The following is a 24,930-nucleotide window of genomic DNA, read 5'->3' as shown; positions in this document are numbered from 1 at the left end:
AGGCAGGGCGGCCGGCGCAGCCGGCCGCGATGAACATCCGGTTACCGCATCCGGATGCCGGAAGGGTACGGCGATTTGACGCTGAGAAAGGGGGATTCCTGATACTCAGCAGTAAGTCTCGGGTTACTCAACTTAGCTCGCGGGGCTACCAGCCGCGCAACACTTCCGTCGATATGCTGCGGTAATGGGTCGGTGGAGCTTCGTGGGCCGGCGGGCGGAACTCGACCGTCTGCATCGGGCGGTGACCGGCGACCTCGGGCGCGGCATCTTCTTCACCGGCAGCGCAGGCATCGGCAAGAGCCGGCTGCTCCGGGAGGGTGTGGACACTCTCCCCGGCGACCAGTACGCGGTCGGCTGGATCGCGGCCAGCGCCACCACGGCGGCGATGCCCTTCGGCGGCCTGGTCCAGGTGCTGCCGGTCGAGCAGCCGCAGGGACTGTCCCCGGCGGGCATCCTGCGGTGGGCCGTCGACCTGTTGCAGCAGCAGGCCGCCGGGCGGCGGATCGTGCTCGCCGTGGACGACGCGCACCTGCTGGATCCACCCACGGCCGCCCTCGTGCACCTGGTGGCCCGCGCCGAGAACGCCTGCGTGGTCGGTACGCTGCGCGACGGCGAGCAGCTTCCGCTGCCGATCCGGGCACTGTGGACCGACGACCTGGTCGAGCACGCCGAGTTGAGCCCGCTGCCGCCCACCGAGACCGCCGGCCTGCTCGCCGCCATCCTGGATGGACCTGTCGACGGCCGCACGGCGGACCGGCTGGGCCAGCTGAGCGCCGGCAACCCGTTGCTGCTGCGCGAGTTGGTGCACGCCGTCCAGGGCAGCCGGGAACTGACCGAGCGGTACGGCCTCTGGACCTGGACCGGTCGGCTGGAGCTGGCACCGAACCTGACCGAGCTGATCGACATCCGGATCGGCCAGCTCAGTTCCGGCGTACGGGCGGTGGTCGAGCTGGTCGCCTTCGGTGAGCCGCTGGGCCTGCGGCTGCTCAACACCGTCGCCGAGGACACCGACGTGGAGACCGCCGAGGAACGCGGGCTGATCACGATGGTCCAATCCGACCGGCGGCTGAACGTCCGACTGGGTCATCCGCTCTACGGCGAGGTGGTCCGCCGGCAGTGCCCGGTCAGCCGGACTCGCCGGTTGCAGGCGCACCTGGCCGAACTGCTGGAAAGTGTGGGCAAGCGGCGGCGGGAGGACCTGCTACGGGTGGCGGTGTGGCGACTGGACTCCGGCACCGCGCAGGACGCCTCGATGCTCATCGCCGCGGCCGGGCAGGCGTTCGCGCGCTACGACGTACCGCTGGCGACCCGGCTGGCCCGGGCGGCGCTCGACGCCGGCGGCGGGTTCGACGCCGCCGAACTGCTGGCCACCATCCTGATGTTCGCCGACCGGCCGGCCGAGGCACTCGGCGTGCTCGACGCGGTCGCCACCGACACGGACGACGAGGAACGGCTCAGCCGCTGGCTGACGGCCCGGGGCATGGTCAGCTACTGGGGGTTGAGCCAGAGGTCCACGGTGGAGGAGATCGCCCGGCGCGGTGCCGAGCTGACCGACCTCGCCGCGCAGGCCCGGATCCGCGCCTTCGAGGCGATCATGCGGCTGCACCGGCTGGACGCACCGACCGCGCTCCGGCTCGCCCAGGGCGTGCTGGACCGGCCAGCGGCCAGCGTGGCCGCCCGCGAGCTGGCCCGCTGCACCATCGCCCACCTACAGGCCGTGCAGGGACAGCTGCGCCGCAGCGCCACGGCGGTGGACCTGGTACAGGCGAAGGCGGCCAGTTGGCGGGCGGACATGCCGTACCTGCAACTGGCCGTGGAACTGGCCCGGGGCACCCGGCTGGCCCTCTCCGGCGACCTGGCCGGCATCGACACCCTGGTCGCCGACGAGTTCGCCGACCTGGCCGACGCGGGAGACTTCCGGCTCGGCAGCGGCTACCTGACCATCCTGCGGGCGTACGCGGCGCGGCTGCGCGGGCGCAGCGACACCGCGATGCAGGCTGCGCTCGGCGCCTGCGCGATCCTGGCGACCAGCCGGGTCTACGCCGGGCTGGCCCAGGCGGAGCGGGCCCAGGCCGCGGCGCTGCGCGGTGACGCCCGGCAGGCGGCCGAGGCGATGGCCGAGGCCGACCAGAGCCAGGCGTCGAGCATGGCCGTGCTGTACCCGTGGCTGGAGCAGGCCCGGGCGGCCACGCTCGCCGCCAACGGCGACCTGCCCGGCGCGGTGGCACACCTGCACGAGCTGGTCCGGCGGCTGCGCGCCGACGGCTTCGCCGGGCACGAGACGCTTGCCCTGCACGATCTGGTACGCCTGGGCCAGGCCGCCGCGTTCACCGGGCCGACCTGCTCCGACGGCAGCCGCCGTACGGTCGCCCAGCGGTTGACGGAGTTGTCGGAACAGGTCGACGGCGAACTGCCCCCGCTGCTGGCCCGGCACGCCCGGGCGGCGGCCGACGGCGCACCCGAGCAACTGCTCGCCGCCGCCGACAACTTCATGGCACTCGGGCTGGCGCTGCCCGCCGCGGAAGCTGCCGCCGCCGCCGTACACCTGCTGCGCCGCAACCGCTCCCCGGAGATCGCCGCGGCCAGCGAGCGGCTCGCGGGCCTGCTCGGCTGCTGTGACATCGTGCACACCCCGGCCCTGCGAGCGGCCACGCCGACGCTCAGCGACCGGGAGTGGCAGGTGGCCCGACTCGCGGCGGAGGGCGAGACCAGCCGGGCCATCGCTGAGCAGCTCTTTCTCTCCACCCGGACGGTGGAGAACCACCTGCAACGGATCTACAGCAAGCTCGGGGTGACCGGGCGGGCGGAGCTGCGGGCGGCGCTGCGGACGATCCCGGGCCATGACGACACGACGGCGACGTGAACCCTAGGCTGAGGGTGTGCACAGCCTTCGTCCCGCGCTGCTGACCGATCACTACGAGCTGACCATGGTCAGTGCCGCCCTGCGGGACGGCACCGCGGATCGGCCCTGCGTGTTCGAGGTGTTCACCCGAAGGCTGCCGGCCGGCCGCCGCTACGGCGTGGTCGCCGGCACCGCCCGGCTGATCGACCTGATCCGCGACTTCCGCTTCGACCCGGCCGACATCGACTTCCTGCGCCGCACCGGCGTGGTCGACGAGCAGGCCGCCGCCTGGCTGGCCGACTACCGGTTCACCGGCGACATCGACGGGTACGCCGAGGGCGAGCTGTTCTTCCCCGGCTCACCGATCCTGACCGTGACCGGCACCTTCGCCGAGTGTGTGGTGTTGGAGACGCTTGTGCTCTCGGTGCTCAACCACGACTGCGCGGTGGCCGCCGCCGCGGCCCGGATGGTGACCGCGGCCCGGGGTCGAGCCCTGATCGAGATGGGGTCGCGCCGGGCGCACGAGGAGGCGGCCGTCGCCGCGGCCCGCTCGGCCTACCTGGCCGGCTTCCGCTACACCTCAAACCTGGCCGCCGGGCAGCGGTACGGCATCCCCACGGCGGGCACCGCCGCGCACGCGTTCACCCTGCTGCACGACGACGAGCGGACGGCATTCGCCTCGCAGGTCGCCACGCTGGGCAAGGAGACCACGCTGCTTGTCGACACGTACGACATCAGCCAGGGCATCCGCAACGCGATCGAGGTGGCCGGGCCGGAGCTGCGGGCCGTCCGGATCGACTCCGGCGACCTGGCCGTCATCGCCCAGCAGTCCCGCCAGTTGCTGGACTCGCTCGGGGCCACCGAAACGAAGATCATCGTCTCCGGTGACCTCGACGAGTACGCGATCGCCGCGCTGGCCGCCGAACCCGTGGACATGTACGGCGCGGGCACCGCCGTGGTCACCGGCTCCGGGGCACCGACGGCGGGCCTGGTCTACAAGCTGGTCGAGGTGGCGGGCCGCCCGGTGGTCAAGCGCTCCGAGCAGAAGGCCACCATCGGCGGACGCAAGGTGGCCGTCCGGCGGCACAAGCCGACCGGCACCGCCACCGAGGAGATAATCGTCCCGCAGGGCGTACCCGACCGGCATCCCAACGACCGGCTGCTGCAACGCTCGTACGTGGTGGGCGGCGAGCCGGTGCCGCTGCCGACGCTGGACGAGGCGCGGGAGCATCTGCGGCAGTGCCTCATCTCCATTCCCTGGGAGGGCCTGAAACTCTCCGCCGGCGACCCGGCGGTTCCGGTCACCGTGGTACCCGCCGATTGAGAGGAGCGAGTCGGTGCCCAACGCGCTGATCATCGTGGACGTGCAGAAGGACTTCTGCGAGGGCGGCTCCCTGGCCGTGGCGGGAGGCGCGGGCGTGGCCGCCGGCATCTCCCGGTTGCTGGCCAGCGAGCCGGACCGCTGGGCGCACGTGGTGGCGACCAAGGACTATCACGTCGATCCCGGCTCGCACTTCGGCGATCCGCCCGACTACGTGAGCACCTGGCCCCGGCACTGTGTGGTCGGCACCCCCGGTTCGGAGTTCCACCCCGAACTGGCCACCGACCGGATCGAGGCGATCTTTCACAAGGGCGAGTACGCCGCCGCGTACTCCGGTTTCGAGGGGCACGCCGAGGACGGCGAGGGTCTGGCCGACTGGCTGCGCCGGCACGGGGTGGATCGGGTCGACGTGGTCGGCATCGCCACCGACCACTGCGTCCGGGCCACCGCCCTGGACGCGGCCCGGGAGGGCTTCGCCACCACCGTACTGCTGGACCTGACCGCGGCCGTCGCGCCGGACACCACCGACGTCGCGTTGCGCGCCTTCGACGGTGCCGGGATCACCATGCACGGCGAGCCTGTGATCAGGGCCGCATGATCCGGTAATTCGTTGGCGGGATGCCTACCTCCGGCCGAGGATGTCCGGCGGAGGTACGGACCGACGTGAACATGAAGCCTTACCGGGCGGCGCTTGCCCTGCCCGGTTTGCGGTCGTTGCTGCTGGTGGCGATTCTGGCCCGGGTCCCGCTGACCGCGACCGGTGTGACGCTGACGTTCTACGTCGTGCAGGATCTCGGGCGCGGTTACGGGGCGGCCGGCCTGGTCGGTGGCGCGATCACCGTCGGCGCGGCGATCGGCGGTCCGCTGCTCGGTCGGCTGGTGGACCGGCGCGGCCTGCGTCCGGTGCTGGTCCTCACCACAGTGGCCGAAGCGATCTTCTGGTCCATCGCGCCACAGCTCTCCTATTCGCTGCTGCTGCCGGCCGCCTTCGTGGCCGGTCTGCTGGCATTGCCGATCTTCTCGGTGATCCGGCAGTCCATCGCCGCGCTGGTGCCGCTGGAGAGGCGCCGCCCGGCGTACGCGCTGGACTCGATGTCGGTCGAACTGTCGTTCATGATCGGCCCGGCGCTCGCCACGGTCGGTGTCACCACCATCTCGGCCCGACTCACGCTCTACCTGGTCGGCGCCGGCATCGTGGTCGCCGGTGTCGCGTTGTGGCTGCTCAACCCCCCGGTACGCAACGCCACCGAGCAGGCGGCCGGACCGCAGCCGAGGATCGCCCGCCGCCAGTGGCTCACCTCGCGGATGGTCGCCATCTTCGCGGTGAGCACCGCGGCCACCCTGGTACTCGGCGGCACCGACGTGGCGGTCATCGCCGTGCTGCGGGAGAACGGCGACGCCGCGTTCACCGGCGCGGTGCTCTCCGTCTGGGCGGTCGCGTCGCTTGTCGGCGGCTTCGCCTACGGCGCGGTCCACCGCCCGTTCTCCCCGGTCGCGCTGATCGGCGGGCTGAGCCTGGCCACCATCCCCGTCGGGCTGGGCGGATCACACTGGTGGCTGCTCGGCCTGGCGCTGCTCCCCGCCGGCCTGCTCTGCGCGCCCACCATCGCGGCCACCTCGGACGCGGTCAGCCGGCTCGCCCCGGCAAGTGTCCGTGGTGAGGCGATGGGGATGCACGGCTCCGCGGTCACCGTCGGCATGGCCATCGGCGCCCCGCTGGCCGGCGCGGTGATCGACGCCTCGGCACCACTCTGGGGCTTCGCCGTCACCGGCGCTATCGGCGCTGTGGTCGCCCTCGCCGTGCTGCCGATCGAACTCCGTCACCGCCGATCCGACGCCCGCGCAGCCTCTGCCACCGCTGCAGCCTGTGCCACCGCCAAAGGCGCCGCCAACCCCCCCACCCTCACCAAGACCACCTAAGTCCCCCACCTCCCCAGGGACCTTCCTGCCCCACACCCCTCCCCGCGTCACCCACACCCTCCTCGCGTCACCCACACCCCTCCCGCGTCGCCCACACCCCCGCCGCGTCGATCTTGCGCTTTCGGTCGCTCCATAAGGGTCTAAAAGGCCACAAATAGGCGACCCAAACTGCAAGATCGCGGGAGCTGGTGGGGGTGGGGGTGGGGTGGGGGTGGGGGTGGGGGTGGGGATAGGGACGGGCGCCGGCCCCTGGGGGGACGGCGCCCGGCGGGTGGTTCGGGGTGGGTCAGCGGCGGTCGACGTCGCTGGAGGTGTCCTCCTGGTAGCTGGCGCCGCCGTCGGACTCGCTGGTCAGCGGCTTGGAACCACCCTCGGGTGGACCGGCCAGGCTCTGGTTGCCGGCGGCCAGCTCCGGGAACTTCGCGTCGAAGGCCGGCCGCTCGGAGCGGATCCGGGGCATCCGGTCGAAGTTGCGCAGCGGCGGCGGCGAGCTGGTCGCCCACTCGAGCGAGTTGCCGTGACCCCACGGGTCGTCGACCTCGACCACCGGTCCGGCCTTGTACGACTTCCAGCAGTTGTAGATGAACGGCAGCGTCGAGATGCCGGTGATGAAGGCACCGATCGTGGAGACCATGTTCAGCGTGGTGAAGCCGTCACCGGGCAGGTAGTCGGCGTACCTCCGGGGCATGCCCTCGTTGCCCAGCCAGTGCTGCACCAGGAAGGTCATGTGGAAGCCGATCATGGTCAACCAGAAGTGGATCTTCCCCAGCCGCTCGTCGAGCATCCGGCCGAACATCTTCGGGAACCAGAAGTAGATACCGGCGAAGACCGCGAAGACGATGGTGCCGAAGAGCACGTAGTGGAAGTGCGCCACCACGAAGTACGAGTCGTGCAGGTGGAAGTCGAGCGGCGGGGCGGCCAGCAGCACGCCGGTCAGACCACCGAGCAGGAAGGTGACCAGGAAGCCGATGGAGAACAGCATCGGGGTCTCGAAGCTGATCTGCCCCCGCCACATGGTGCCGATCCAGTTGAAGAACTTCATACCGGTGGGCACGGCGATCAGGTAGCTCAGGAAGCTGAAGAACGGCAGCAGCACCTGGCCGGTGGCGAACATGTGGTGCGCCCAGACGCTCATCGACAGGCCGGCGATGGCGATGGTGGCGGCGACCAGACCCTTGTAGCCGAAGATCGGCTTGCGGGAGAAGACCGGAATGATCTCGCTGATGATGCCGAAGAACGGCAGCGCGATGATGTAGACCTCGGGGTGGCCGAAGAACCAGAACAGGTGCTGCCAGAGCATCGGCCCACCGGTCTCCGGGCTGTACACGTGCGCGCCGAGCATCCGATCCGCCGCGAGGGCGAACAGCGCGGCGGCCAGCAGCGGGAAGACCAGGATCGCCAGGAGGCTGGTGACCAGCATGTTCCAGGTGAAGATCGGCATCCGGAACATGGTCATGCCGGGGGCGCGCAGGGTCAGGATCGTGGTGATCAGGTTGACCGCGCCGAGGATGGTGCCGAGACCGGAGATGGCCAGGCCGACGACCCACATGTTGGCGCCCACGCCCGGCGCATGCTCGGTGGTGCTCAGCGGGGTGTACGCGGTCCAGCCGAAGTCCGCCGCGCCGCCGGGGGTGAGGAAGCCGGCGGTGGCCATGGTGCCACCGAACAGGTAGAGCCAGTACGCGAAGCTGTTCAGCCGGGGGAACGACACGTCGGGCGCGCCGATCTGGATCGGCACGACGTAGTTGCCGAACGCGAACACGATTGGCGTCGCGAAGAACAGCAGCATGATCGTGCCGTGCATGGTGAACAGCTGGTTGTACTGCTCAGCCGACAGGAACTGCAGCCCGGGCCGGGCCAGTTCGGCCCGCATGATCAGGGCCATCACGCCACCGATCATGAAGAACACGAACGCGGTGACCATGTACATGATCCCGATTTGCTTCGCGTCCGTGGTTCGCAACAGCCGTGCGATGGCCGACCCCTTGACCGGCTCGTGGACCGGCCAGGGCCGGGTCACGACCGGCTTGGGTGCGACGGTGGTCACGAGTGGCCTCCGGTTCTGGGTTGTCCCGCTCGGCACGCGTTGTCTCTGCGGGCCGTCATCCGCAAGGAGGATAGTCCCCGGCAGGTGAGAGCGCCGCGTGGGGTCACCAGGCGTGGATCACAGCGGGCCGAGAAGCAACCGGTAGTGCTCGCCGAAGATCCGCCCGCCCCGCCCACGCAACAGCGGATCACGTAGCGCCGGGGGCACGTCCCGGGTGCGGTCGCGGTCCCGGGTCCGGTCCCGCACCCATCGGGTACGCGGCCGGCGGCGACTCTCGTACGCGGTAAGCGCCGCCTCCACGCTGCTCGCGGCGCTCAGCGACTCGGCGAGCACCACCGCGTCCTCCAGTGCCATCGCGGCACCCTGGGCCAGCGTCGGCGCGGTGGCGTGTGCGGCGTCACCGACCAGCAGCACCCGGCCCCGGTACCAGCGGCCGAGTTCGACCTCGTCGGTCGTGGTGACGTGCACCGCGTCGAGCGCGTCGAGCACCTCCGGCACCGGCCCGCCGTAGTCGCCGAACAGCTCGCGCAGCCGGGCCCGCGGATCGGTCGGCGGCTCGGTGCCCGCCTCGTCCGCGTAGTAGTGCAGCCGGCCAGCGCCGATCGGCACCACGAGAAAGCCGCTGCGCAGCCCGAGCAGCGCGGTCCACTCGTCGACCACCGGGCCGTGCCGCACGACACCGCGGTAGACCACCTGACCGGCGGGGCGGGGTGGACCGCCGAGTGCGGCCAGCGCCCGGATCGACGACCGTGGCCCGTCGGCACCGATGACCAGGTCGTACTCCGTCTGGGTGCCGTCGACGAAGGTGACGCCGACGGCGGCCGGCAGCAGGTCGATGGTGCGCACCTCGGCCCCGTGCCGGACCGCCCCGCCGGCCCCGCTGAGCAGTACCCGGTGCAGGTCGGAGCGGGCCAACGCCCGGCATTCACCGACGCCGGCCCAGAGCACGTCGAGGTCGACCTCGCAGAGCGGCGCACCGGCCGCGTCCAGGAAGCGCTGCGTGTGGATGACCTGCCCGTACGGGCGGACCGGACCGTCGAGATCCAGCCGGCGCAGCGCTCGGGCCGCGTTGCCAGGTAGGTAGAGGCCGGCGTCGGTGAACTCGCCGGGCGGGGCCTTGTCGGTGACGTCCGGGCGGAAGCCCGCCAGACGCAGGGCCCGGGCCACGGCCAGGCCGGCGATGCCCGCGCCGACGACGAGAATGCGCAGGGGGGAGCCACGCATGGGGGTGTACGCCTCCGGAGGGGGATTCGGCACGCGTTGAAGGCAAGACACTACTCGGCGCAATCGGCGCACGCCAGAGGCAACCGGAGCGCGGCAGAGCGCTTTTTTCCCCGCATTTCTCCTCGCCGGTTGCGATCGTTGTTTCATACATGTAAATGTGACGATGAGCATGGGAGCGCTCCCGGACCCCCACCCCGGCAAACGAGCGTTTCCGACCGCTCCGTCCGCAACCCGTCCCGGCGTCGAGGTGACGCCGCAGCGCAAGGAGCATCATGAGACGTACCCTGCGAGCCTTAGCGGCCGCCGGCCTCCTCGCCGCCGGTTCGATCGTCGCGGTGGCCGTCGGCGGCACCGCCTCCGCCGACACCCAGATCTGCGAGCAGTACGGCAGCACCGTGATCCAGAACCGGTACGTGGTGCAGAACAACCGCTGGGGCACCACCGCCCAGCAGTGCATCAACGTCACCAGCAGCGGCTTCGAGATCACCACCCAGAACGGCAGCAGCCCGACCAACGGTGCGCCCACGGCTTACCCGTCGGTCTTCCTCGGCTGCCACTACACCAACTGCTCGCCCGGCACCAACCTGCCGATCCAGGTGAGCCAGATCAGCAGCGCGACCAGCAGCATCAACTACCGGTACGTCAGCGGGGCCACCTACAACGCCTCGTACGACATCTGGCTCGACCCGTCACCGAAGCGGGACGGGGTGAACCAGATGGAGATCATGATCTGGCTCAACCGGCAGGGCTCGATCCAGCCCATCGGCTCACCTGTCGGCAACGCCAACATCGACGGGCGCAACTGGGAGGTCTGGCGGGGCAGCAACGGCTCCAACAACGTCATCTCGTACCTGGCCCCGTCGGCGATCAGCAGCGCCAACCTCAACCTGCTGGCCTTCATCAACGACACCCGCAACCGTGGCGCGATCACCAACTCCTGGTACCTGACAAGCATCCAGGCCGGGTTCGAGCCCTGGCAGGGCGGCGTCGGTCTGGCCGTGACGAACTTCTCGGCCTCGGTCAACGGCGGCGGCAACAACCCGCCACCGACGACCGGCAACCCCACCACGCCCCCGCCGTCGGGCAACAGCGCGTGCGCGGTGCGGTACACCGCCAACTCCTGGAACAACGGCTTCACCGCCGACGTGCAGATCACCAACACCGGGTCGAGCACCATCAACGGCTGGACCCTGGCGTACTCGCTGCCGTCCGGGCAGCAGGTGACCAACTCGTGGAACGCGACGGTGAGCCAGAGCGGTTCCTCGGTGACCGCCCGCAACGTCGGCCACAACGGCACGATCGCCCCCGGCGGCACCGCAAGCTTCGGCTACCAGGGCACCCTGAACGGCAGCTACTCCTCCCCCACCAGCTTCACCCTCAACGGCACCACCTGTAGGTGAAAGGAAGGGCCCCTTCCTAACGCCTCGCGTATAGGAAGGGGCCCCTCTTAACATCTGTCGGAGGGCAGTCCGCCTGCCGACAGCCGCTCAGCCCCTGCCGAGGGCGTCGATGTCGCGGATCTCCTCGGCGGTCAGCGAGAAGCCGAAGACGTCGGCGTTGGCCCGGATCCGCTCGGGCGTGACCGACTTGGGAATGACCACGATCTCGTGGTCGATGTGCCAGCGCAGCACCACCTGGGCGGGCGAGACGTTGTGTGCGGCGGCGATCCGGGTCAGCACCGGATCGGACAGGTCGGCGGCCTTGAACGGGCTGTAGCCCTCCAGCACCACCCCACGGTCCCGGTGCTCGGCGTGCCGCTGCCGGTCGTACAGCTGCGGGCTCCATTTGATCTGGTTGACCGCCGGGTTCTCCTCGGTCGACTGGATCAGCTCGTCGATCTGGGCGGTGCTGAAGTTGCTCACCCCCACCGCCCTGGCCAGGCCCGCCTCGCGGATGGCGAGCATCTCCCGCCAGGCCGGGATCAGGTCACCGGGGTCGGCCGGCGGCCAGTGGATCAGCCACAGGTCGACGTGATCGACGCCGAGGGCGCGCAGGCTCTGCTCGATCGTCTCCCGTTCCCGGCCGACCCGCTCCGGCGGCAGCTTGGTGGTGATGAAGATGTCCTCCCGGCGCACCCCGCTCTCGCGTACCGCCTGGCCGATCTCCTCCTCGTTGCCGTACATCGTGGCAGTGTCGATGTGCCGGTAGCCCGCGTCGAGCGCGGCCAGCACGGCCTTGAAACCGGCCTCGCCGGTGGCCTGCCAGGTGCCGAAGCCGAGCAGCGGAATCCGGACGTCGCCGGAGAGAAGGGCGACGGGGTGGTCAGCGTGGTCCATACCGACCGTTCTACCCCCGATCTCCGCCGGCATGCCCGCACCGGGGGACGAGCTGCCGCCACGCCGCGCCCCAGCGCGCCGGCCGGGCCGAGCGGCGCGCCGGCCGGGCCGAGCGGCGCGCCGGCCCAATTTGTCGGACAATGCGGGGTGTGGCTGACCGGCTGACGGAGTACCGGCGCAAGCGGGATGCGGCGCGTACCCCGGAGCCGGTACCGCCCGAACGCCCTCGCCGACGCACCGGCGGTCGGGCCCGGTTCGTCATCCAGCAGCACCACGCCCGCAGCCTGCACTGGGACCTGCGGCTGGAGCGCGACGGCGTACTCGCCTCCTGGGCGGTGCCACGCGGGTTGCCCCGGGAGCCCGGGCGCAACCACCTCGCCGTGCACACCGAGGACCATCCGATGGAGTATCTCGACTTTGCCGGCGAGATCCCGGCTGGCGAATACGGCGGCGGGCGGATGACCATCCACGACCGGGGCACCTACCACTGCGAGAAGTGGCAGGACCGCGAGGTGGTCGTGCAGTTGCACGGCGACCGGACCGCCGGACGGTACGTGCTGTTCGCCACCGGCGGCCGGGGCGACCGGGACTGGATGGTACGGCGTACCGATCCGGCGCCACCGGGCTGGACCAGCATGCCGGAGCTGGTCGCGCCGATGCACTCCACCCGGGCCGCCCGGCTGCCCGCCGACCCGTCGCAGTGGGGCTTCGAGCTGCGCTGGGACGGCATCCGGGCGGTGGCGTACGTGTCGGGTGGCCGGCTGCGGCTGCTCGCCGAGACGGGCGAGGAGATCACCGGGGAGTACCCGTGGCTGCGGGCGATGGCCGAGGCGCTGGCCCCGACCGAGGCGGTGCTTGACGGCGTCCTGGTCCGCATCGACCAGGCCGGCCGGGTCCGCCCGCCGCGCGCCGGCCGCCCGGACCCGGGCCACCCGGCGAGCGGCCAGCCGGACCACGGCGGAGGCGACCGGGCGGGCCGCAGCGGACGAGGCCGACCGGGCCACGGCGGGCGGGGCGCCACCGACACCCAGTACCTGCTGGTCGACCTGCTCTGGCTGGAGGGGGTGACCAGCACCGGGCTGGCGTACCCGCAGCGCCGGCAGCTGCTCGATGGGCTGGCCCTGGCCGGGCCGCGCTGGCAGACTCCGCCGTGGTTTGCCGGTGCCGGTGCCGAGACCCTGGCGGCGGCCCGCGAGCAGGGGCTGCCCGGGGTGTTGGCGAAGCGGCTGGACTCGGGGTACGAGCCGGGGCGGCGCAGCCCGGCGTGGCGCAGCGTCGACGCGAGCTGAGACGGCGAGGAGCAGCGTGTACCTGACCCACCTTGAGTGCCCGCGCTGCGCACGGGAGCACGACGCCGGCATACCGCAGAACCTCTGTGGGTGTGGCTCCCCGCTGCTGGCCCGCTACGACCTCGCGACGGTGGCCGGACGGGTCGAGCCGGAGCGGTTCGGGCTGCGTCCGGCCGACCTGTGGCGCTACCGGGAGCTGCTGCCGGTGACCGACCCGGCCTGCGTCACCACCCTCGGCGAGGGCTGGACCCCGATATTGCGGGCACCGAGGTACGGCACCCAGATCGGCGTCGACGACCTGCTGGTCAAGGACGAGGGGCTGACGCCGACCGGCTCGTTCAAGGCGCGCGGCGCGGCGGTGGGCGTCAGCCGCGCCCGGGAACTGGGCATCCGGCGGATCGCCATGCCGACAAACGGCAACGCGGGCGCCGCCTGGGCCACCTACGCGGCCCGCGCCGGGATGGGCGCGACCATCGCGATGCCGCTCTCCGCGCCGGCCATCTGCCGGCGGGAGTGCGTGGCCGCCGGCGCCGACCTGCGCCTGGTCGACGGGTTGATCGGCGACGCCGGGCGCCAGGTCGCCGCGCTCGTCGCGGCGTCGGCGGGCACCATCTTCGACGCCGGTACGCTGCGCGAGCCGTACCGGCTCGAAGGCAAGAAGACGATGGGGTACGAGTTGATCGAGCAACTGCGGTGGCAGGTGCCCGACGTGATCGTCTACCCGACCGGCGGCGGGGTGGGGCTGATCGGCATCCACAAGGCCCTCGGCGAACTTCGGGAACTGGGCTGGATCGAGCAGAAGCTGCCCCGGCTGGTGGCGGTGCAGTCCACCGGCTGCGCGCCGATCGTGCGGGCGTTCGCCGCTGGCGAGGATCGCGCCCGGCCCTGGGCGGACGCGCACACCGTGGCGTTCGGCATCACGGTGCCGGCACCCCTCGGCGACGAGTTGATCCTGGCCGCGTTGCGGGCCACCGCCGGCACCGCGATCGCGGTGGACGACGACGAGATCCTCGCCGACCTGCGCGACTTCGCCGCCTGGGAGGGGCTGCTGCTCTGCCCCGAGGGGGCGGCCTGCCTGACCGCCGCCCGGAAGTTGCGAGCCGGCGGCTGGATCCGGGCCGGCGAGCGGGTGGTGGTGCTGAACACCGGTGCGGGCGTGAAGTATCCGGAGACGGTGGACGTCTCCGGCGTACCGGTGCTGCCCCGCTGACCACGACGCCCCGGGGCCTGGGGCGCCCGGGGCATCGGCAATCTTGCGGGATCAGCCGTACGGATCAGCGGTAGGTGCTGTCGGGCGACGAGTAGATGCAGTTCACCTTGGTCGAGGTGGCGGCGATGTTGTCCATCACCACGTGCCGCTGGTACGAGGTGGAGCAGAGATAAGGACGGATCCTAGTCAGCTGTGGGATCGGTCAGCCGCCAGGCGGCGTTGATCAGGCCGATGTGCGACAACGCCTGCGGGGTGTTGCCCAGATGTGCCCCGGTGCTCGGGTCGATCTGCTCGCTGAGCAGCCCGACATCGTTGACGTGCCCGGCCACCTCCGCGAACAGCCGCTCGGCCCGCTCCCGTTCACCGGCCAGCACCAGGCACTCCACCAGCCAGAACGAGCAGAGCAGGAAGCCCGCCGGGTCGTCGGCCCAGCGGCGGATCAGCCCGCCACCCGCGCCCAGCTCCCGCTCGATCGCCTCGATCGTCGCCCGCATCCGCGGGTCGTTCGCCGGCAGGAAACCCACCACCGGCAGGTACAGCGCCGCGGCGTCCAGCTCGGCCGAACCGAAGGCGCCGGTGTACGCGCCACGGCGCTCGTCGTACCCCTCACGTAGCACGGTGGCCCGGATCTCGTCCCGGATGCCCGCCCACCGTCGGGCGTCCGCCCGCTCGCCCAGGCGTGGGGCCAGCCGCACCGCCCGGTCCATCGCCACCCAGCAGAGCACCTTGGAGGACAGGTACTGCCGTTCGCTGTCCCGGGGTTCCCAGATGCCCCGGTCCGGCAGCTGCCAGGTGGCGGCCACCTGCTCGGTGAGCCCGAGGACCATCTCCCCCAACTCCGCGCCGAACTGGTCGCCGAGATAGTCGCGCAGCCGCCAGATCGCCGAGACGACCTCGCCGGGCACGTCCAGCTGCCGCTGCTGCCAGGCGTCGTTGCCGATGCGTACCGGCCGGCTGTTGGCGTAGCCGGCCAGGTTGGCGCAGAGGTGCTCGGAGATGTCCCGCTCCCCCTCCAGCCCGAACAGCACCGGCACCGGCTGATCGCCGATCCGGCCCGTCGAGTAGGCCGCCCAGGCGAACAGCCGGGACGCCTCGTCCGGACAGGCCGCCACCCAGAGCGCCCGCATGGTCATGGCGAAGTCGCGCAGCCAGGAGAAGCGGTAGTCGTAGTTGCGGTCACCGCCGAGCTTCTCCGGCAGGGACGTGGTCGGTGCCGCGGCGACCGCACCGCTGCGGGCGTACGTCAGCCCGGTGAGTACGGTCGCGCTCTGCCGGACCACCTCGGCGTACCGGCCGTCGTAGTGGTGACTCTCGCGGAACGCCTGCCAGGCCCGTACGGTGTCGCCGACGCTCGCCACCGGGTCCATCCGGACCGGCGGATCACCGTAGGCGGCACCGTACGCGAGGTCGAAGCCGACCACCTCTCCGGCGGCCACCTCGAAGCTGTGCCGGACCCGGTCCTCGGCGGCGCGCAACCGCAGCCCGGCGCAGCGCAGCACCAGCACGACCGGGCCGGCACTGGCCAGCACGGAACCGTCGTCCTGTTCCCGCAGGTACGGGGTGAGCAGGCCGTACTCCGGTCGGGGCCGGAAATCCACGGCCATCCGCACCCGGCCGGACAGACCCTCCACCACCCGCAGCAGTACGGCCGGCGAGTGCATGCCGAGTTGGTGTGCGCGGGCACCCTGTTCGGCGGCGAGCGCGTCGGTCACCGCGACGCTGCCCTCCGGGGTGTGGTGCACCGTACGCAACACGAGCGTGTCGGGCTGGTACGACCGCTGCACCCGGTGCCCGGTGCCGACCGGCGCGAGCCGCCAGTGGCCACCGTCCGGGTCGAGCAGCCGAGCGAAGACCGAGGGCGAGTCGAAGCGGTCCGGGCACCACCAGTCGATCGAGCCGTTCCGGCCGACCAGGGCGGCGGAGCGGCAGTCGGAGAGAAATCCGTAGTCGGAGATGGCCGGCTGCTCCATCCGCTCCGGGTACCCCGATCCCCGCCCTGACCCCCGTCGATCTTGCACTTTGTGTCGCCGCATACGTCGCAGAAGCGGCACAATCACGACCAAAAGTGCAAGATCGACGGGGGTCAGGGCGGGGTGCAGGTCAGGAGGTGGGGGGTTCGTCTTGGCCGGCGGCTTCGGCTGCGTCGGCCTCCTCCTTGGTTCGGTGCACCGCCTGGTCGGCGTGCTCCGGCGGGCCGTAGACCGTGTAGAGCACAAGCGGATTCGGGCCGGTGTTCACGAAGTTGTGCTTGGTACCGGCGGGTACGACAACCAGATCCCCCTGCACGACCTCGCGCTTCTCACCGGCGACCCGGGCCTCACCGGTGCCGCTGACGAAGGTGAGGATCTGGTCGATGCCCTCGTGCACCTCCTCGCCGATCTCACCCCCGGGCGGAATGGTCATGATCACGAGTTGGGTGTTCTGCCCGGTCCACAGCACGCGCCGGAAGTCCGGGCTCTTCTCGGCGACAGTCGCGATAGTGAAGTGCTCCATGCCCCGCACATACCCCGTCACGGGCCGACCCACGCCAGGACTCGCAAATGGTGGAATCAGCGCCGGTTCGAGGGTTTGTCCCCGGCTCGAACGGGGATCGACAGGACCGGCCGGCACCGCCGGCCATACCAGGTCCCCGCTGACGTACCGCCGTACGGCTGCGGCGGTGGGAGACGGTCGAGCGCGGCGACGTTCCGGCTGGAACGGCGCCGCGCGCTCGTGCCCGGCCCCCGGGAGCACGGGGACCTCCCCGGCACGCGGCACCATCAGCACGCGGCACGGCCGCGCGGTCAGTCGTCGTCGGGCTCCAGCACCGGGACCCCGCCCACGCACCGCACCGACAGCTCGTAGCTGCCACTCGGGCCGACGAACTTCACCTCGGCGTCGTCGTCGGGCCCCCGGTCGACGTCGTCGACCCGGTAGCCCTGCCGTGGCGACCAGAACTCCAGCCACACCCCGCCCGGCACGCACACCGCGATCGCGCTGCCGCCCGGGGTGCTGAAGCTGCGCCGGTTCGCCGCCTCGGCGCTCGGGCTCGTCGGCGGCGGCGTCGGGCTCTGCCCACCCGGCTCCGGTGGGCCGCCCGACCCGGTCGGCAGCGGGGCGCCGGTCGGCGGGGTGGTCGGCACGGTCGCCGGTGGCTCGGCCAACGCCCGGGCGACCTCCTCCTGGCTGCGTACGCCGCCCGGAGTCCCGGTGAGGCTCTCCCCCACCACCTGGATCGCGGCGAGCCCGATCAGGGTGGCGACGAGCGCGGTGGCCAGCCACCCGGCGACGGCGAGGAAGGTACGGCGACCCATCACCCGACTATGCCCGATCCATGGTTAAGGCGACCTTCGGGCAACGTTAAAGCAGCACCGGCGGGCCGGCGGTGGGTCGAGGTCGGCACCGGGCAGAGCTACCCTGCCTGCTGTGGCCCGCCTGCTGCTGATCGAGGACGACCTCACCATCCGTACGCCGCTGGTGCGGGCGCTGCGCGAACGCGGGCACGCCGTGGCGGCGGCGTCCACCGCGATGACCGGACTACGCGACGCGCTCGACGACCGGCCCGACCTGGTCGTGCTCGACCTCGGCCTGCCCGACCTGGACGGCCGCGAACTGCTGCGGATGCTGCGGGCGGTAAGCGCGGTGCCGGTGATCGTCGCCACCGCCCGGGACGACGAGACGGAGATCGTCCGGGTGCTCGACGCCGGGGCCGACGACTACGTGGTCAAGCCGTTCACCGCCGCCCAACTGGACGCCCGGATCCGGGCGGTGCTGCGGCGCGGGCCCGGCGGGGCGGCCGACGAGGACCCCACCATCATGATCGGCGGGCTGCGGATCGACCCCCGGTCGCGCCAGGTCAGCCTCGACGGCGAACCGGTCGAGCTGACCCCCCGCGAGTTCGACCTGCTGCGGCACCTGGCCAGCCGCACCGGTGAGGTGGTGACGAAGCGGGAACTGCTGACCGAGGTGTGGCAGATCCCGTACGGCGGCGCGGACAAGACCGTCGACGTGCACCTGTCCTGGCTGCGCCGCAAGCTCGGCGAGAGCGCCCAGCAGCCGCGTTACCTGCACACCGTACGCGGGGTCGGGGTGCGCCTGGTCGCCCCGGAGGCCACCGGATGAGGGCCCGCCTGACCCTGCTGGTCGCCGCGGTCAGCGTACTCATCGTGATCGCCTTCCTGGTCCCGCTGGCCCTGCTGCTGCGTACCACCGCGGCGGACCGGGCGACCGTACGCGCCACCGCGGACGCGCAGAGCCTCGCCCCGGTGGTCGGCACCGCCGACGCGGACACCGTCCGGCTCGCCGTCGAGCAGCGGGCCGCCGAATCCGGCCGGCCGGTCAGCGTCTTCCTGCCCGACGGCACGGTGCTCGGTTCACCCAGCTCCCGTACGCCCACCGTCGAACTGGCCGGGCGCGGGGAGAGCCTCACCGCGGAGTCCGCCGAGGGTCGGGAGGTGGTGATCGCGGTACAGGGCCGTCCCGAGGGCACGGCGGTGATCCGCACGGTCGTGCCGTACGCCGAGATGACCGCCGGGGTGGACCGGGCCTGGCTGGTGCTGGCCCTGCTCGGGGTGTTGCTTGTGCTTATCGGTCTGGTCGTGGCCGACCGGCTGGCCCGCACCCTGGTCCGCCCGATCAGCGAACTGTCGGCGGTGTCGCACCGGCTGGCAAACGCCGAGTTGGACGCCCGGGTGAGCCCGACCGGCCCGGCGGAGCTACGGGAGGTGGGCGGTGCCCTCAACCACCTCGCTGGTCGGATCCAGGAACTGCTGGTGCAGGAGCGGGAGCAGGTGGCCGACCTGTCGCACCGGCTGCGCACCCCGCTGACCGCGCTGCGGCTGGAGGCGGAGTCGCTGCGTGATCCGCAGGACGCCACCCGGGTCACCGACGCCGTGGACCGGCTGGAGCGGGCCGTCACCGGCCTGATCCAGCAGGCCCGCTGGCGTACCCCCGCCACCGGCGCGGTGGCCACCGACGCGGCGGCGACGGTGGCCGAGCGGGTGGCGTTCTGGTCGGTGCTGGCCGAGGAGACCGGCCGCTCGGTCGAGTTGGACCTGGCACCGGGGCCGTTGCCGGTGGCGGTGCCGGCCGACGAGTTGGCGGCGGCGGTGGACGCCCTGCTGGGCAACGTCTTCGCGCACACGCCGGACGGCACCGCCTTCGCCGTACGACTCACCCCCACCGACGAGCATGTCACGGTGACCGTCGCCGACGAGGGCCCCGGCATAGCGGCCGAATCGGTGCGTCGGGGCGCCAGCCAGGCCGGCTCCACCGGTCTCGGGTTGGACATCGCCCGCCGGGCGGCCCAGGCCAGCGGCGGCCGACTGGAACTGGGCGAGCGGCCCGGCGGCGGTGCCGAGGTGATTCTCCGGCTCGGCCGGGCAACCGCCGCCGGCCGGTGAGCCGCCTCGACCCGGCTCGTGGTGGACGCGGCGGACCTTAACCGGGCATTAGGGTTCGGACAGCGCGCCGCTATCCCGCCGACACCGATCCTCGATGCAACAACCGAGGAAAGGTGGAAGACGATGAGGCGCAACCCTCTGCTCCTGGCATCGGTCGGCGGTGCGGCAGCGGTGCTCGCGGCGGCCGGGGTGTTCCTGGGCGTGACGGCGGCCGACAACGACCGGGCCCAGCAGACGACGCTTACCGCCGCGACCAGCGCGCCGACGACCGAGGGCGTCCCGGTCACCCCGGCCACGCCGGACGACAGCAGCACCCCGGCCACGCCGGCCGACCCGACCGGCACGGCCACCCCGCCCGGCACCGGCGCGCCGGCCAGCGGAACCGACGCGGTGAGTCTGGAGCGGGCCGGCGAGATCGCGCTGGCGCACGTCGGCGGCGGTCAGATCACCGAGGTCGACCGCGACCGGGAGAACGGCCGGCCGGTGTGGGAGGTCGAGATCGTCCGGGGCGACACCGAGCACGAGGTCGACATCGACCGGGAGAACGGCTCGGTGGTCAAGGCCGAGCAGGAGCCGGTCGACGATGACGACGATGACGATGACGACGACGACGACCGGGACGACGACTGACCGGGTCAACGGTCGCGGTGCAGCCAGGCGAGCAGGTCCGGTTGCGCCAGCGCGGCGACCCGGGTCCGGTGACGGGCCCGGGTCGCGTCGTCTAGCAGGGCGTTGCCCTGACCGGATCGGCCGGTACGGAAGAAGGCCCGCCGATCCTTGAGCACACGGAAAAAGGCCCGCCGATCCTTGAGCACACCGACCGGATCCGGCACCAGGTGCTCCGCGCGGGCCCGCATCCGGTCGGCCGACGCCCGTCCGGGTTGTTTCCGCGACCTGCCCTGTGAGTCGGGTGATGAGCTGGCTACTCTGAATTATGATGCCTGGCTGCGGGGGCCGGGCGGCGGACGTGCACTACCGCCCCATCCTCGCCGCGCGACGGGGCGAGCTGGAGGCGCTCGGCCACCTCGACGCCGCCCTCGCCCCGACAATCGCCCCGATCCTGCAACTGTCCGTTGTAGATCGATCCACCGTGGACGCCATCGGTCGGCTGCCGGCTGGGCTCGTACCGGCAATCGACGTCGGCGGTGGAGCCGACCTGGCGGAGATCGAACCGGCCCGGTGGGGCGTACCGATGCTGCCGGTGATCGGGTTGGCGGACGGTGACCGGCGGCTGGCGGCGCACGGCGCCACCGCCCGGGCCGGTACCGGACGGGCCGTCGTGCGGCTGCGGATCGCCCAGGACCGGGCCGGCCCCGACGCGAACACCGCATCGGTGGAGCGGATCTGGCGGTACGCCCGACTGGCACCCGAGCAGTGCGACCTGCTGGTCGACTGCGGTGACGTGTGCTGCCCGGCGGACGTACGGGCGACCGAACCCCGGGCCCGGCGGGTGCTGGACTGGGCCCGCCGGCACGCGTGGCACTCGGTGAGTGTGGTGGCCGGCGGGATGCCGCCGACGCTGTACCGGCTGCCCACCGACGAGCCGGTCCGGCTGGACCGCTGGGACTGGCTGCTCTGGCTGCGGCTGGCCGACCTGGGCGTGGGCTTCGGCGACTACGGCGTGAGCCCGGCGACGCCCGGCGTGGACCCGGGTGGCGACCGGCTGCCCACCGTCCCGTACACCGCCGACGGCGCCTGGTGGGTCTACCGCTGGTCCCGCCGGGGCGGGCGGGGTGACGAGCGGGTGACCGACCTGTGTCGCACCCTCGTGTCCGCGCCGCACTGGCCGCCGGCCGGGGCGGGTCTCTCCTGGGGCGACCACGAGATCCTGCGCCGGGCCCGGCGGGTGGCCGGAGCCGGTTCGACGACCAACTGGATCGCCTGGAGCACCTCGCACCATCTGGCCCACGTGCTCGACGCATTGCGCCGGCCGCCCCGCGACTCGGCCCGGCCGCCCGTGCCGGCTCCGCCGCGCCATGGCCGTACGCCGCGGCGACGGGTCACCGGCTGAGGCGGCGGCACCCACGCTTCCGGTGACGGTCACTGCTTTTCGGTGGCGGTCGGTCACTGCCGCTCCGGTGGCCGGTCGGTCACTGCTTTTCGGTGAACCCGAACTGCACGATGCCCTCGTCGTCCACGGTGGCGTCGACCGCGGCGTCGCCGAGCAGGTCGGCGGCGTCGGAGTCGAGGAAGATCCGGGCACCCTGGTTGTCGACCACCTGGTCGCCCTCGGTCGGCGCGGCGACCAACTCGACGGTGAGCGACCCGGCCACCGTGTCCGCAGCGATGCGTACGCCGCCGTCCTCGGCAACGTCCTGCTGTGCGGCGAGGTCACGGATCACCAGAACGGCGTTGTCGGTCATCGTGAGCATGGTGGGGACTCCTCGTGGATTAGGTCGGCTCCGGGTACGTACGCCCGGGTCGCGGTCTCCTGGGACCGGGATCGGCCCACCCAGAAGGCGGTGGACCACCGTCAGATCGGGGCGCCTCCGCGCCCCCGCACTGCCCACGGTGCCCCCTACCAGGGCGTTCGTCAAATAGACAGCAGTCAATTCAATTCGCCGGAATAACCGCGCCGGAACCGGGTACGCCAGCAGATTTCGGTGACTTCAGTCGGTCGACTGGGCCCGCGCCGCCGCCCGCCGGCTCGGGTCGTAATCCGGCGGGACCCCGTCGAAAATGATCGCGGAGCCGCTGATGTGCCGGGTACGCAACGGCAGGATCTCCTGGTAGGCGGGTGACTCGTACCAGGCAAGCGCCTGGTCGCGGTCGGGAAACTCAAGGATGACCAGGCTGCCGGGCCAGTCACCCTCCAGCACCGTCACCTCCGGCCCGTGCGCCAGGAACCGCCCTCCGAACGGTTCCAAGGTGGCCTGGATCCGCCCCAGGTAGCGCAGGATGTCCTCGTTGACCTGTGGATTGTGCAGATGGGCCAGCGCGAAGGCGGGCATTCGTCCTCCCCGTGTCGTCGCACCGCCCGGCGGCGAGCGCGGACGGTCCTGGCAGTCTGCCCCAGTCCCCCGACACCGGCCACCCCGCTGGCGCCGCAACAGGCCGCCCACCCAGGCGGAGCAGCAGGTCAGACCCGCTCCAACAGGACCACGGGAATCTCCCGGTCCGTCTTGGCCTGATAGTCGTCGTACGCCGGCCAGATGCCGGCCATGGTGCGCCACAGCCGGCCGCGCTCCTGCCCGGTGGCGGTCCGCGCCCGCGCGGTGAACCGGTCGGCACCGACCTGCACCTGCACCTCGGGTTCGGTCAGCAGGTTGAGGTACCAGGCCGGGTGCCGGGGGTCGCCGCCCTGGGAGGCGACGATCACGTACGCGTCGCCGTCCCGGCCGTAGATCAGCGCGGTCCGCCGTAGCTGGCCGCTGCGCCGGCCACGGGTGGTCAACAGCAGCGTGAACACGCCGGGTTGCCATTCGTGCCCGTCGGCGCCGTCGGTCTCCACGTACCTGTTGATGTGTTCGGCGACCCAGCCTGCGGGGCTGTCCACCACCTGTTCGCCCGTGCTCATCGGCCCTCCTGGATCATGGTTACGTTCCCACCACGCTACCGGCCGTTCGAGTGTTGAAAGGGGGCCCTTGCTCTACCCGAGGCGTTAATAAGGTGCCCTTCCTTTCACCTCAGGGTGAGGGCTTGGAGGGCCACGTTGCCGCAGTGCGGGGTGAAGGTCTCCTCGACGGTCCAGGTGAGCAGCAGGCGGGTTCCGGCCGGCGCCTGGAAGCCGACGGTGACCGCGGTGGACTGGGTGGTGTGGCGTTCCTCCAGGCGCAGGGTGCGGCTGGGGCCGCCGTCGGAGAGCGCGACGTCCAGGCGGCCCCGGGCCATCCAGACGCCGAGGTAGACAGTGGCGGTACGCGGCCTACCGTCGGCGACCACGGCGAGCGCGAAGCCGTTGCCCACGCCGCAGGTGAAGACGCCGTCGGGCGTGGGATCGGTGGACTCGACCGGCGCGCCGTCGCGCCACCCGAAGAGTTCCTGATTGCCGTCCCAGCCGCTCCGCTCGCCCGGACCGCCCAGGTCGCGGATCTCGGCGGAACCGTCGCGTTTGCGCACCGTCGTTCCGGCGCCGCCAAACCCCCAGTGCACCCAGTCGCGCCCGCCCAGTTCGGTCAGGTCCACAGTGGCCGGGATGTCCGCCCGGCGCACGGTGAGCGTCACCGGGGCGATCGGCGCGACGGGTGCCATCGGCGCGGTACTTGGCGTCGAACTGCTCGGACTGGGACTCGGCGACCGGTCGCGGGGCCGCAGCCCGGGCACGGCCGGCGCGGTGGGAACCGCACTCGGCAGGCTCGGCCGCCCGACCACCGCCGGCAGACCGTCGGACTCCGCCGGACCGTCCGGGGCCGACTCCGACCACCAGTTCACGAATCCGACCAGGGCCAGCAGGCCGGTGAAGGCGGCGACCGCCTCGACCGCGTACCGGCGACGCCGACGGGCCCGGACCAGCCGGCGGGTGTCGGCCCGACTCTCGCCCGGCGCCCCGGGCGGTCGCCGGTGGGTGGCCACCCGGCGGTGCAGGCGGCCCCGCAGGCCACCGAGGCCCTTCGAACGGTGCCGGGCGGATCCACCGTGGCGGGCGGCCCGGGTGGGGCGGGACGGTGAGCCACCGCTCGGCGCAGGATGTTCCTCGGCCACCGACTCTCCACTTCTGCCGGACCGGACTCGCACCGGCACACCTCGACCCGGATGCGGGGGCGACTCACATTCGCATCAAGGGTGCCCTCCGCGCCAGTGGGCGGGGACGGCCTTCGCACTGGCGAGAGCTCAGTCCCGGATGTCGAAGCCGAGTGCCCGGGCCAGCGTCCCGGCCTGAAAAACATCGATGACCGTACCGGTCCGTTGTATCGCCGTCGGATCCAGCCCGGTCAGGTCGCTGCCGCGAAGGTCCGCACGGGACAGCTGGGCGCCCCGCCACTGCACGTCGAACAGGTCGGTGCCACGCACCGCCGCCCCGGTCAGGTCCGCGCCGCTGAGGTCGGCCTCCCGCATGCGTACGTCGGTGAACCGCACCCCGCGCAGGTCGGCTCCGGCAAGCGTGACGAAGGACCAGTCGCCGCCGGTGACCGTCAGCGGGCGCAGGTCGCACCGGTCGAAGGTGCTGCCGATGACCTTGCACCCGGTGAACTCCGCCTCGAACAGGTTGCACCGGATGAAGGTGCAGCGGGTGAAGGCCGAGTCGGTGTGCCGGGAGACGTTGAACCGCACGTCGCCGAAGGTGCAGCCGGTGAAGATCGCGCCTCGGCTGGTCGCCTCGGTCAGGTCGACCCGGTGGAAGGCGCAGCCGACGTAGTGCCGGTCGGCCAGCTCCTCGGCGTACCAGTCCTCGTCGTGGAAGGTGACGTCCTCGATCGGCTCCGGCATGACCGCAGGCTAACCGTCGACACTGACACCGGATGTCTTCCCGGCACGGGTAC

At 72.0% G+C, this 24,930-nt stretch carries 23 protein-coding genes; 11 read left to right on the top strand and 12 right to left on the bottom strand.

Annotation, left to right across the window (positions count from 1 at the left end):
- Nucleotides 1-184: 184 nt before the first annotated feature.
- Genes QQG74_RS06070 through QQG74_RS06055 form a run of 4 tightly spaced genes read left to right on the top strand, consistent with a single transcriptional unit; the run spans nt 185 to nt 6,083 of the window.
- Nucleotides 185-2,863 (top strand): LuxR C-terminal-related transcriptional regulator, encoded by a 2,679-nt coding sequence (locus QQG74_RS06070; RefSeq protein WP_341719311.1) that lies wholly within the window; start codon nt 185-187, stop codon nt 2,861-2,863.
- A 16-nt stretch (nt 2,864-2,879) separates the two neighbouring features.
- Entirely contained in the window at nt 2,880-4,166 is a 1,287-nt protein-coding gene (locus tag QQG74_RS06065) for a nicotinate phosphoribosyltransferase (protein ID WP_341719310.1), read from the top strand.
- Nucleotides 4,167-4,179: 13 nt separating this feature from the next.
- Nucleotides 4,180-4,761 carry an isochorismatase family protein gene (locus QQG74_RS06060; RefSeq protein WP_341719309.1) on the top strand — a complete coding sequence of 194 codons (582 nt, stop codon included), beginning with the start codon at nt 4,180-4,182 and terminating at the stop codon, nt 4,759-4,761.
- A 20-nt stretch (nt 4,762-4,781) separates the two neighbouring features.
- Nucleotides 4,782-6,083, top strand: coding sequence for an MFS transporter (locus QQG74_RS06055; protein ID WP_341719308.1), 1,302 nt, complete (start codon nt 4,782-4,784; stop codon nt 6,081-6,083).
- Between the two features lie 286 nt (nt 6,084-6,369).
- Here QQG74_RS06055 and ctaD read toward each other — a convergent pair whose 3' ends face one another.
- Both ctaD and QQG74_RS06045 read right to left on the bottom strand, forming a co-directional pair.
- On the bottom strand, nt 6,370-8,130 hold the full coding sequence (gene ctaD / locus QQG74_RS06050) for a cytochrome c oxidase subunit I (RefSeq protein WP_341719307.1): 1,761 nt from the start codon (nt 8,128-8,130) through the stop codon (nt 6,370-6,372).
- Between the two features lie 117 nt (nt 8,131-8,247).
- Nucleotides 8,248-9,354 carry an FAD-dependent monooxygenase gene (locus tag QQG74_RS06045; RefSeq protein ID WP_341719306.1) on the bottom strand — a complete coding sequence of 369 codons (1,107 nt, stop codon included), beginning with the start codon at nt 9,352-9,354 and terminating at the stop codon, nt 8,248-8,250.
- 272 nt (nt 9,355-9,626) lie between these two features.
- Here QQG74_RS06045 and QQG74_RS06040 point away from each other — a divergent pair, with 272 nt between their 5' ends.
- A complete protein-coding gene (locus tag QQG74_RS06040) occupies nt 9,627-10,754 on the top strand; it encodes a cellulose binding domain-containing protein (protein ID WP_341719305.1) in 1,128 nt (375 codons plus the stop codon).
- Nucleotides 10,755-10,841: 87 nt separating this feature from the next.
- Here the strand turns inward: QQG74_RS06040 and QQG74_RS06035 are convergent, their stop codons facing one another.
- Nucleotides 10,842-11,630, bottom strand: a complete 789-nt coding sequence (locus QQG74_RS06035; protein ID WP_341719304.1) for an aldo/keto reductase — start codon at nt 11,628-11,630, stop codon at nt 10,842-10,844.
- Between the two features lie 149 nt (nt 11,631-11,779).
- Here QQG74_RS06035 and QQG74_RS06030 point away from each other — a divergent pair, with 149 nt between their 5' ends.
- A complete protein-coding gene (locus QQG74_RS06030; RefSeq protein ID WP_341719303.1) occupies nt 11,780-12,919 on the top strand; it encodes a DNA polymerase ligase N-terminal domain-containing protein in 1,140 nt (379 codons plus the stop codon).
- Between the two features lie 16 nt (nt 12,920-12,935).
- Nucleotides 12,936-14,129 carry a threonine synthase gene (locus tag QQG74_RS06025; RefSeq protein WP_341719302.1) on the top strand — a complete coding sequence of 398 codons (1,194 nt, stop codon included), beginning with the start codon at nt 12,936-12,938 and terminating at the stop codon, nt 14,127-14,129.
- 182 nt (nt 14,130-14,311) lie between these two features.
- On the opposite strand, the gene QQG74_RS06020 is transcribed toward QQG74_RS06025, so the two are convergent.
- The 3 genes from QQG74_RS06020 to QQG74_RS06010 all read right to left on the bottom strand — a co-directional run bounded on the left by QQG74_RS06020 (nt 14,312) and on the right by QQG74_RS06010 (nt 17,422).
- Nucleotides 14,312-16,099, bottom strand: coding sequence for a glycoside hydrolase family 15 protein (locus tag QQG74_RS06020; RefSeq protein WP_341719301.1), 1,788 nt, complete (start codon nt 16,097-16,099; stop codon nt 14,312-14,314).
- A 130-nt stretch (nt 16,100-16,229) separates the two neighbouring features.
- Complete coding sequence (locus QQG74_RS06015; protein ID WP_341719300.1) at nt 16,230-16,622, bottom strand: cupin domain-containing protein; 393 nt, start codon at nt 16,620-16,622, stop codon at nt 16,230-16,232.
- 290 nt (nt 16,623-16,912) lie between these two features.
- Nucleotides 16,913-17,422 (bottom strand): septum formation initiator, encoded by a 510-nt coding sequence (locus tag QQG74_RS06010; RefSeq protein WP_341719299.1) that lies wholly within the window; start codon nt 17,420-17,422, stop codon nt 16,913-16,915.
- Nucleotides 17,423-17,534: 112 nt separating this feature from the next.
- Between QQG74_RS06010 and QQG74_RS06005 the strand changes: the two genes are divergently transcribed.
- The 3 genes from QQG74_RS06005 (at nt 17,535) to QQG74_RS05995 (ending at nt 20,140) form a co-directional block, all read left to right on the top strand.
- Complete coding sequence (locus QQG74_RS06005) at nt 17,535-18,230, top strand: response regulator transcription factor (RefSeq protein WP_341719298.1); 696 nt, start codon at nt 17,535-17,537, stop codon at nt 18,228-18,230.
- The gene (locus tag QQG74_RS06000; RefSeq protein WP_341719297.1) at nt 18,227-19,510 is read left to right on the top strand and encodes a HAMP domain-containing sensor histidine kinase; all 1,284 of its coding nucleotides are present in this window, start codon (nt 18,227-18,229) and stop codon (nt 19,508-19,510) included. The genes QQG74_RS06005 and QQG74_RS06000 overlap by 4 nt, the downstream gene beginning before the upstream one ends.
- A 123-nt stretch (nt 19,511-19,633) precedes the next feature.
- Nucleotides 19,634-20,140, top strand: a complete 507-nt coding sequence (locus QQG74_RS05995) for a PepSY domain-containing protein (RefSeq protein ID WP_341719296.1) — start codon at nt 19,634-19,636, stop codon at nt 20,138-20,140.
- Nucleotides 20,141-20,145: 5 nt separating this feature from the next.
- Here QQG74_RS05995 and QQG74_RS05990 read toward each other — a convergent pair whose 3' ends face one another.
- Complete coding sequence (locus QQG74_RS05990) at nt 20,146-20,367, bottom strand: hypothetical protein (protein WP_341719295.1); 222 nt, start codon at nt 20,365-20,367, stop codon at nt 20,146-20,148.
- 77 nt (nt 20,368-20,444) lie between these two features.
- Between QQG74_RS05990 and QQG74_RS05985 the strand changes: the two genes are divergently transcribed.
- Nucleotides 20,445-21,521, top strand: coding sequence for a hypothetical protein (locus QQG74_RS05985; RefSeq protein WP_341719294.1), 1,077 nt, complete (start codon nt 20,445-20,447; stop codon nt 21,519-21,521).
- Between the two features lie 79 nt (nt 21,522-21,600).
- Here the strand turns inward: QQG74_RS05985 and QQG74_RS05980 are convergent, their stop codons facing one another.
- From QQG74_RS05980 to QQG74_RS05960, 5 genes are all read right to left on the bottom strand, one after another.
- Nucleotides 21,601-21,882, bottom strand: a complete 282-nt coding sequence (locus tag QQG74_RS05980) for an adhesin (protein WP_341719293.1) — start codon at nt 21,880-21,882, stop codon at nt 21,601-21,603.
- 237 nt (nt 21,883-22,119) lie between these two features.
- On the bottom strand, nt 22,120-22,461 hold the full coding sequence (locus tag QQG74_RS05975; RefSeq protein WP_341719292.1) for a DUF1330 domain-containing protein: 342 nt from the start codon (nt 22,459-22,461) through the stop codon (nt 22,120-22,122).
- Nucleotides 22,462-22,589: 128 nt separating this feature from the next.
- Entirely contained in the window at nt 22,590-23,027 is a 438-nt protein-coding gene (locus QQG74_RS05970) for a nitroreductase family deazaflavin-dependent oxidoreductase (RefSeq protein ID WP_341719291.1), read from the bottom strand.
- A gap of 104 nt (nt 23,028-23,131) precedes the next feature.
- Nucleotides 23,132-24,151, bottom strand: a complete 1,020-nt coding sequence (locus tag QQG74_RS05965) for a hypothetical protein (RefSeq protein ID WP_341719290.1) — start codon at nt 24,149-24,151, stop codon at nt 23,132-23,134.
- A 129-nt stretch (nt 24,152-24,280) separates the two neighbouring features.
- Nucleotides 24,281-24,877, bottom strand: coding sequence for a pentapeptide repeat-containing protein (locus tag QQG74_RS05960; RefSeq protein WP_341719289.1), 597 nt, complete (start codon nt 24,875-24,877; stop codon nt 24,281-24,283).
- Nucleotides 24,878-24,930 lie beyond the last annotated feature (53 nt).

Origin of the sequence: Micromonospora sp. FIMYZ51 (assembly GCF_038246755.1) — a bacterium.
Taxonomy (GTDB): domain Bacteria; phylum Actinomycetota; class Actinomycetes; order Mycobacteriales; family Micromonosporaceae; genus Micromonospora.
This window is presented reverse-complemented; position numbering and strand designations above follow the sequence as displayed.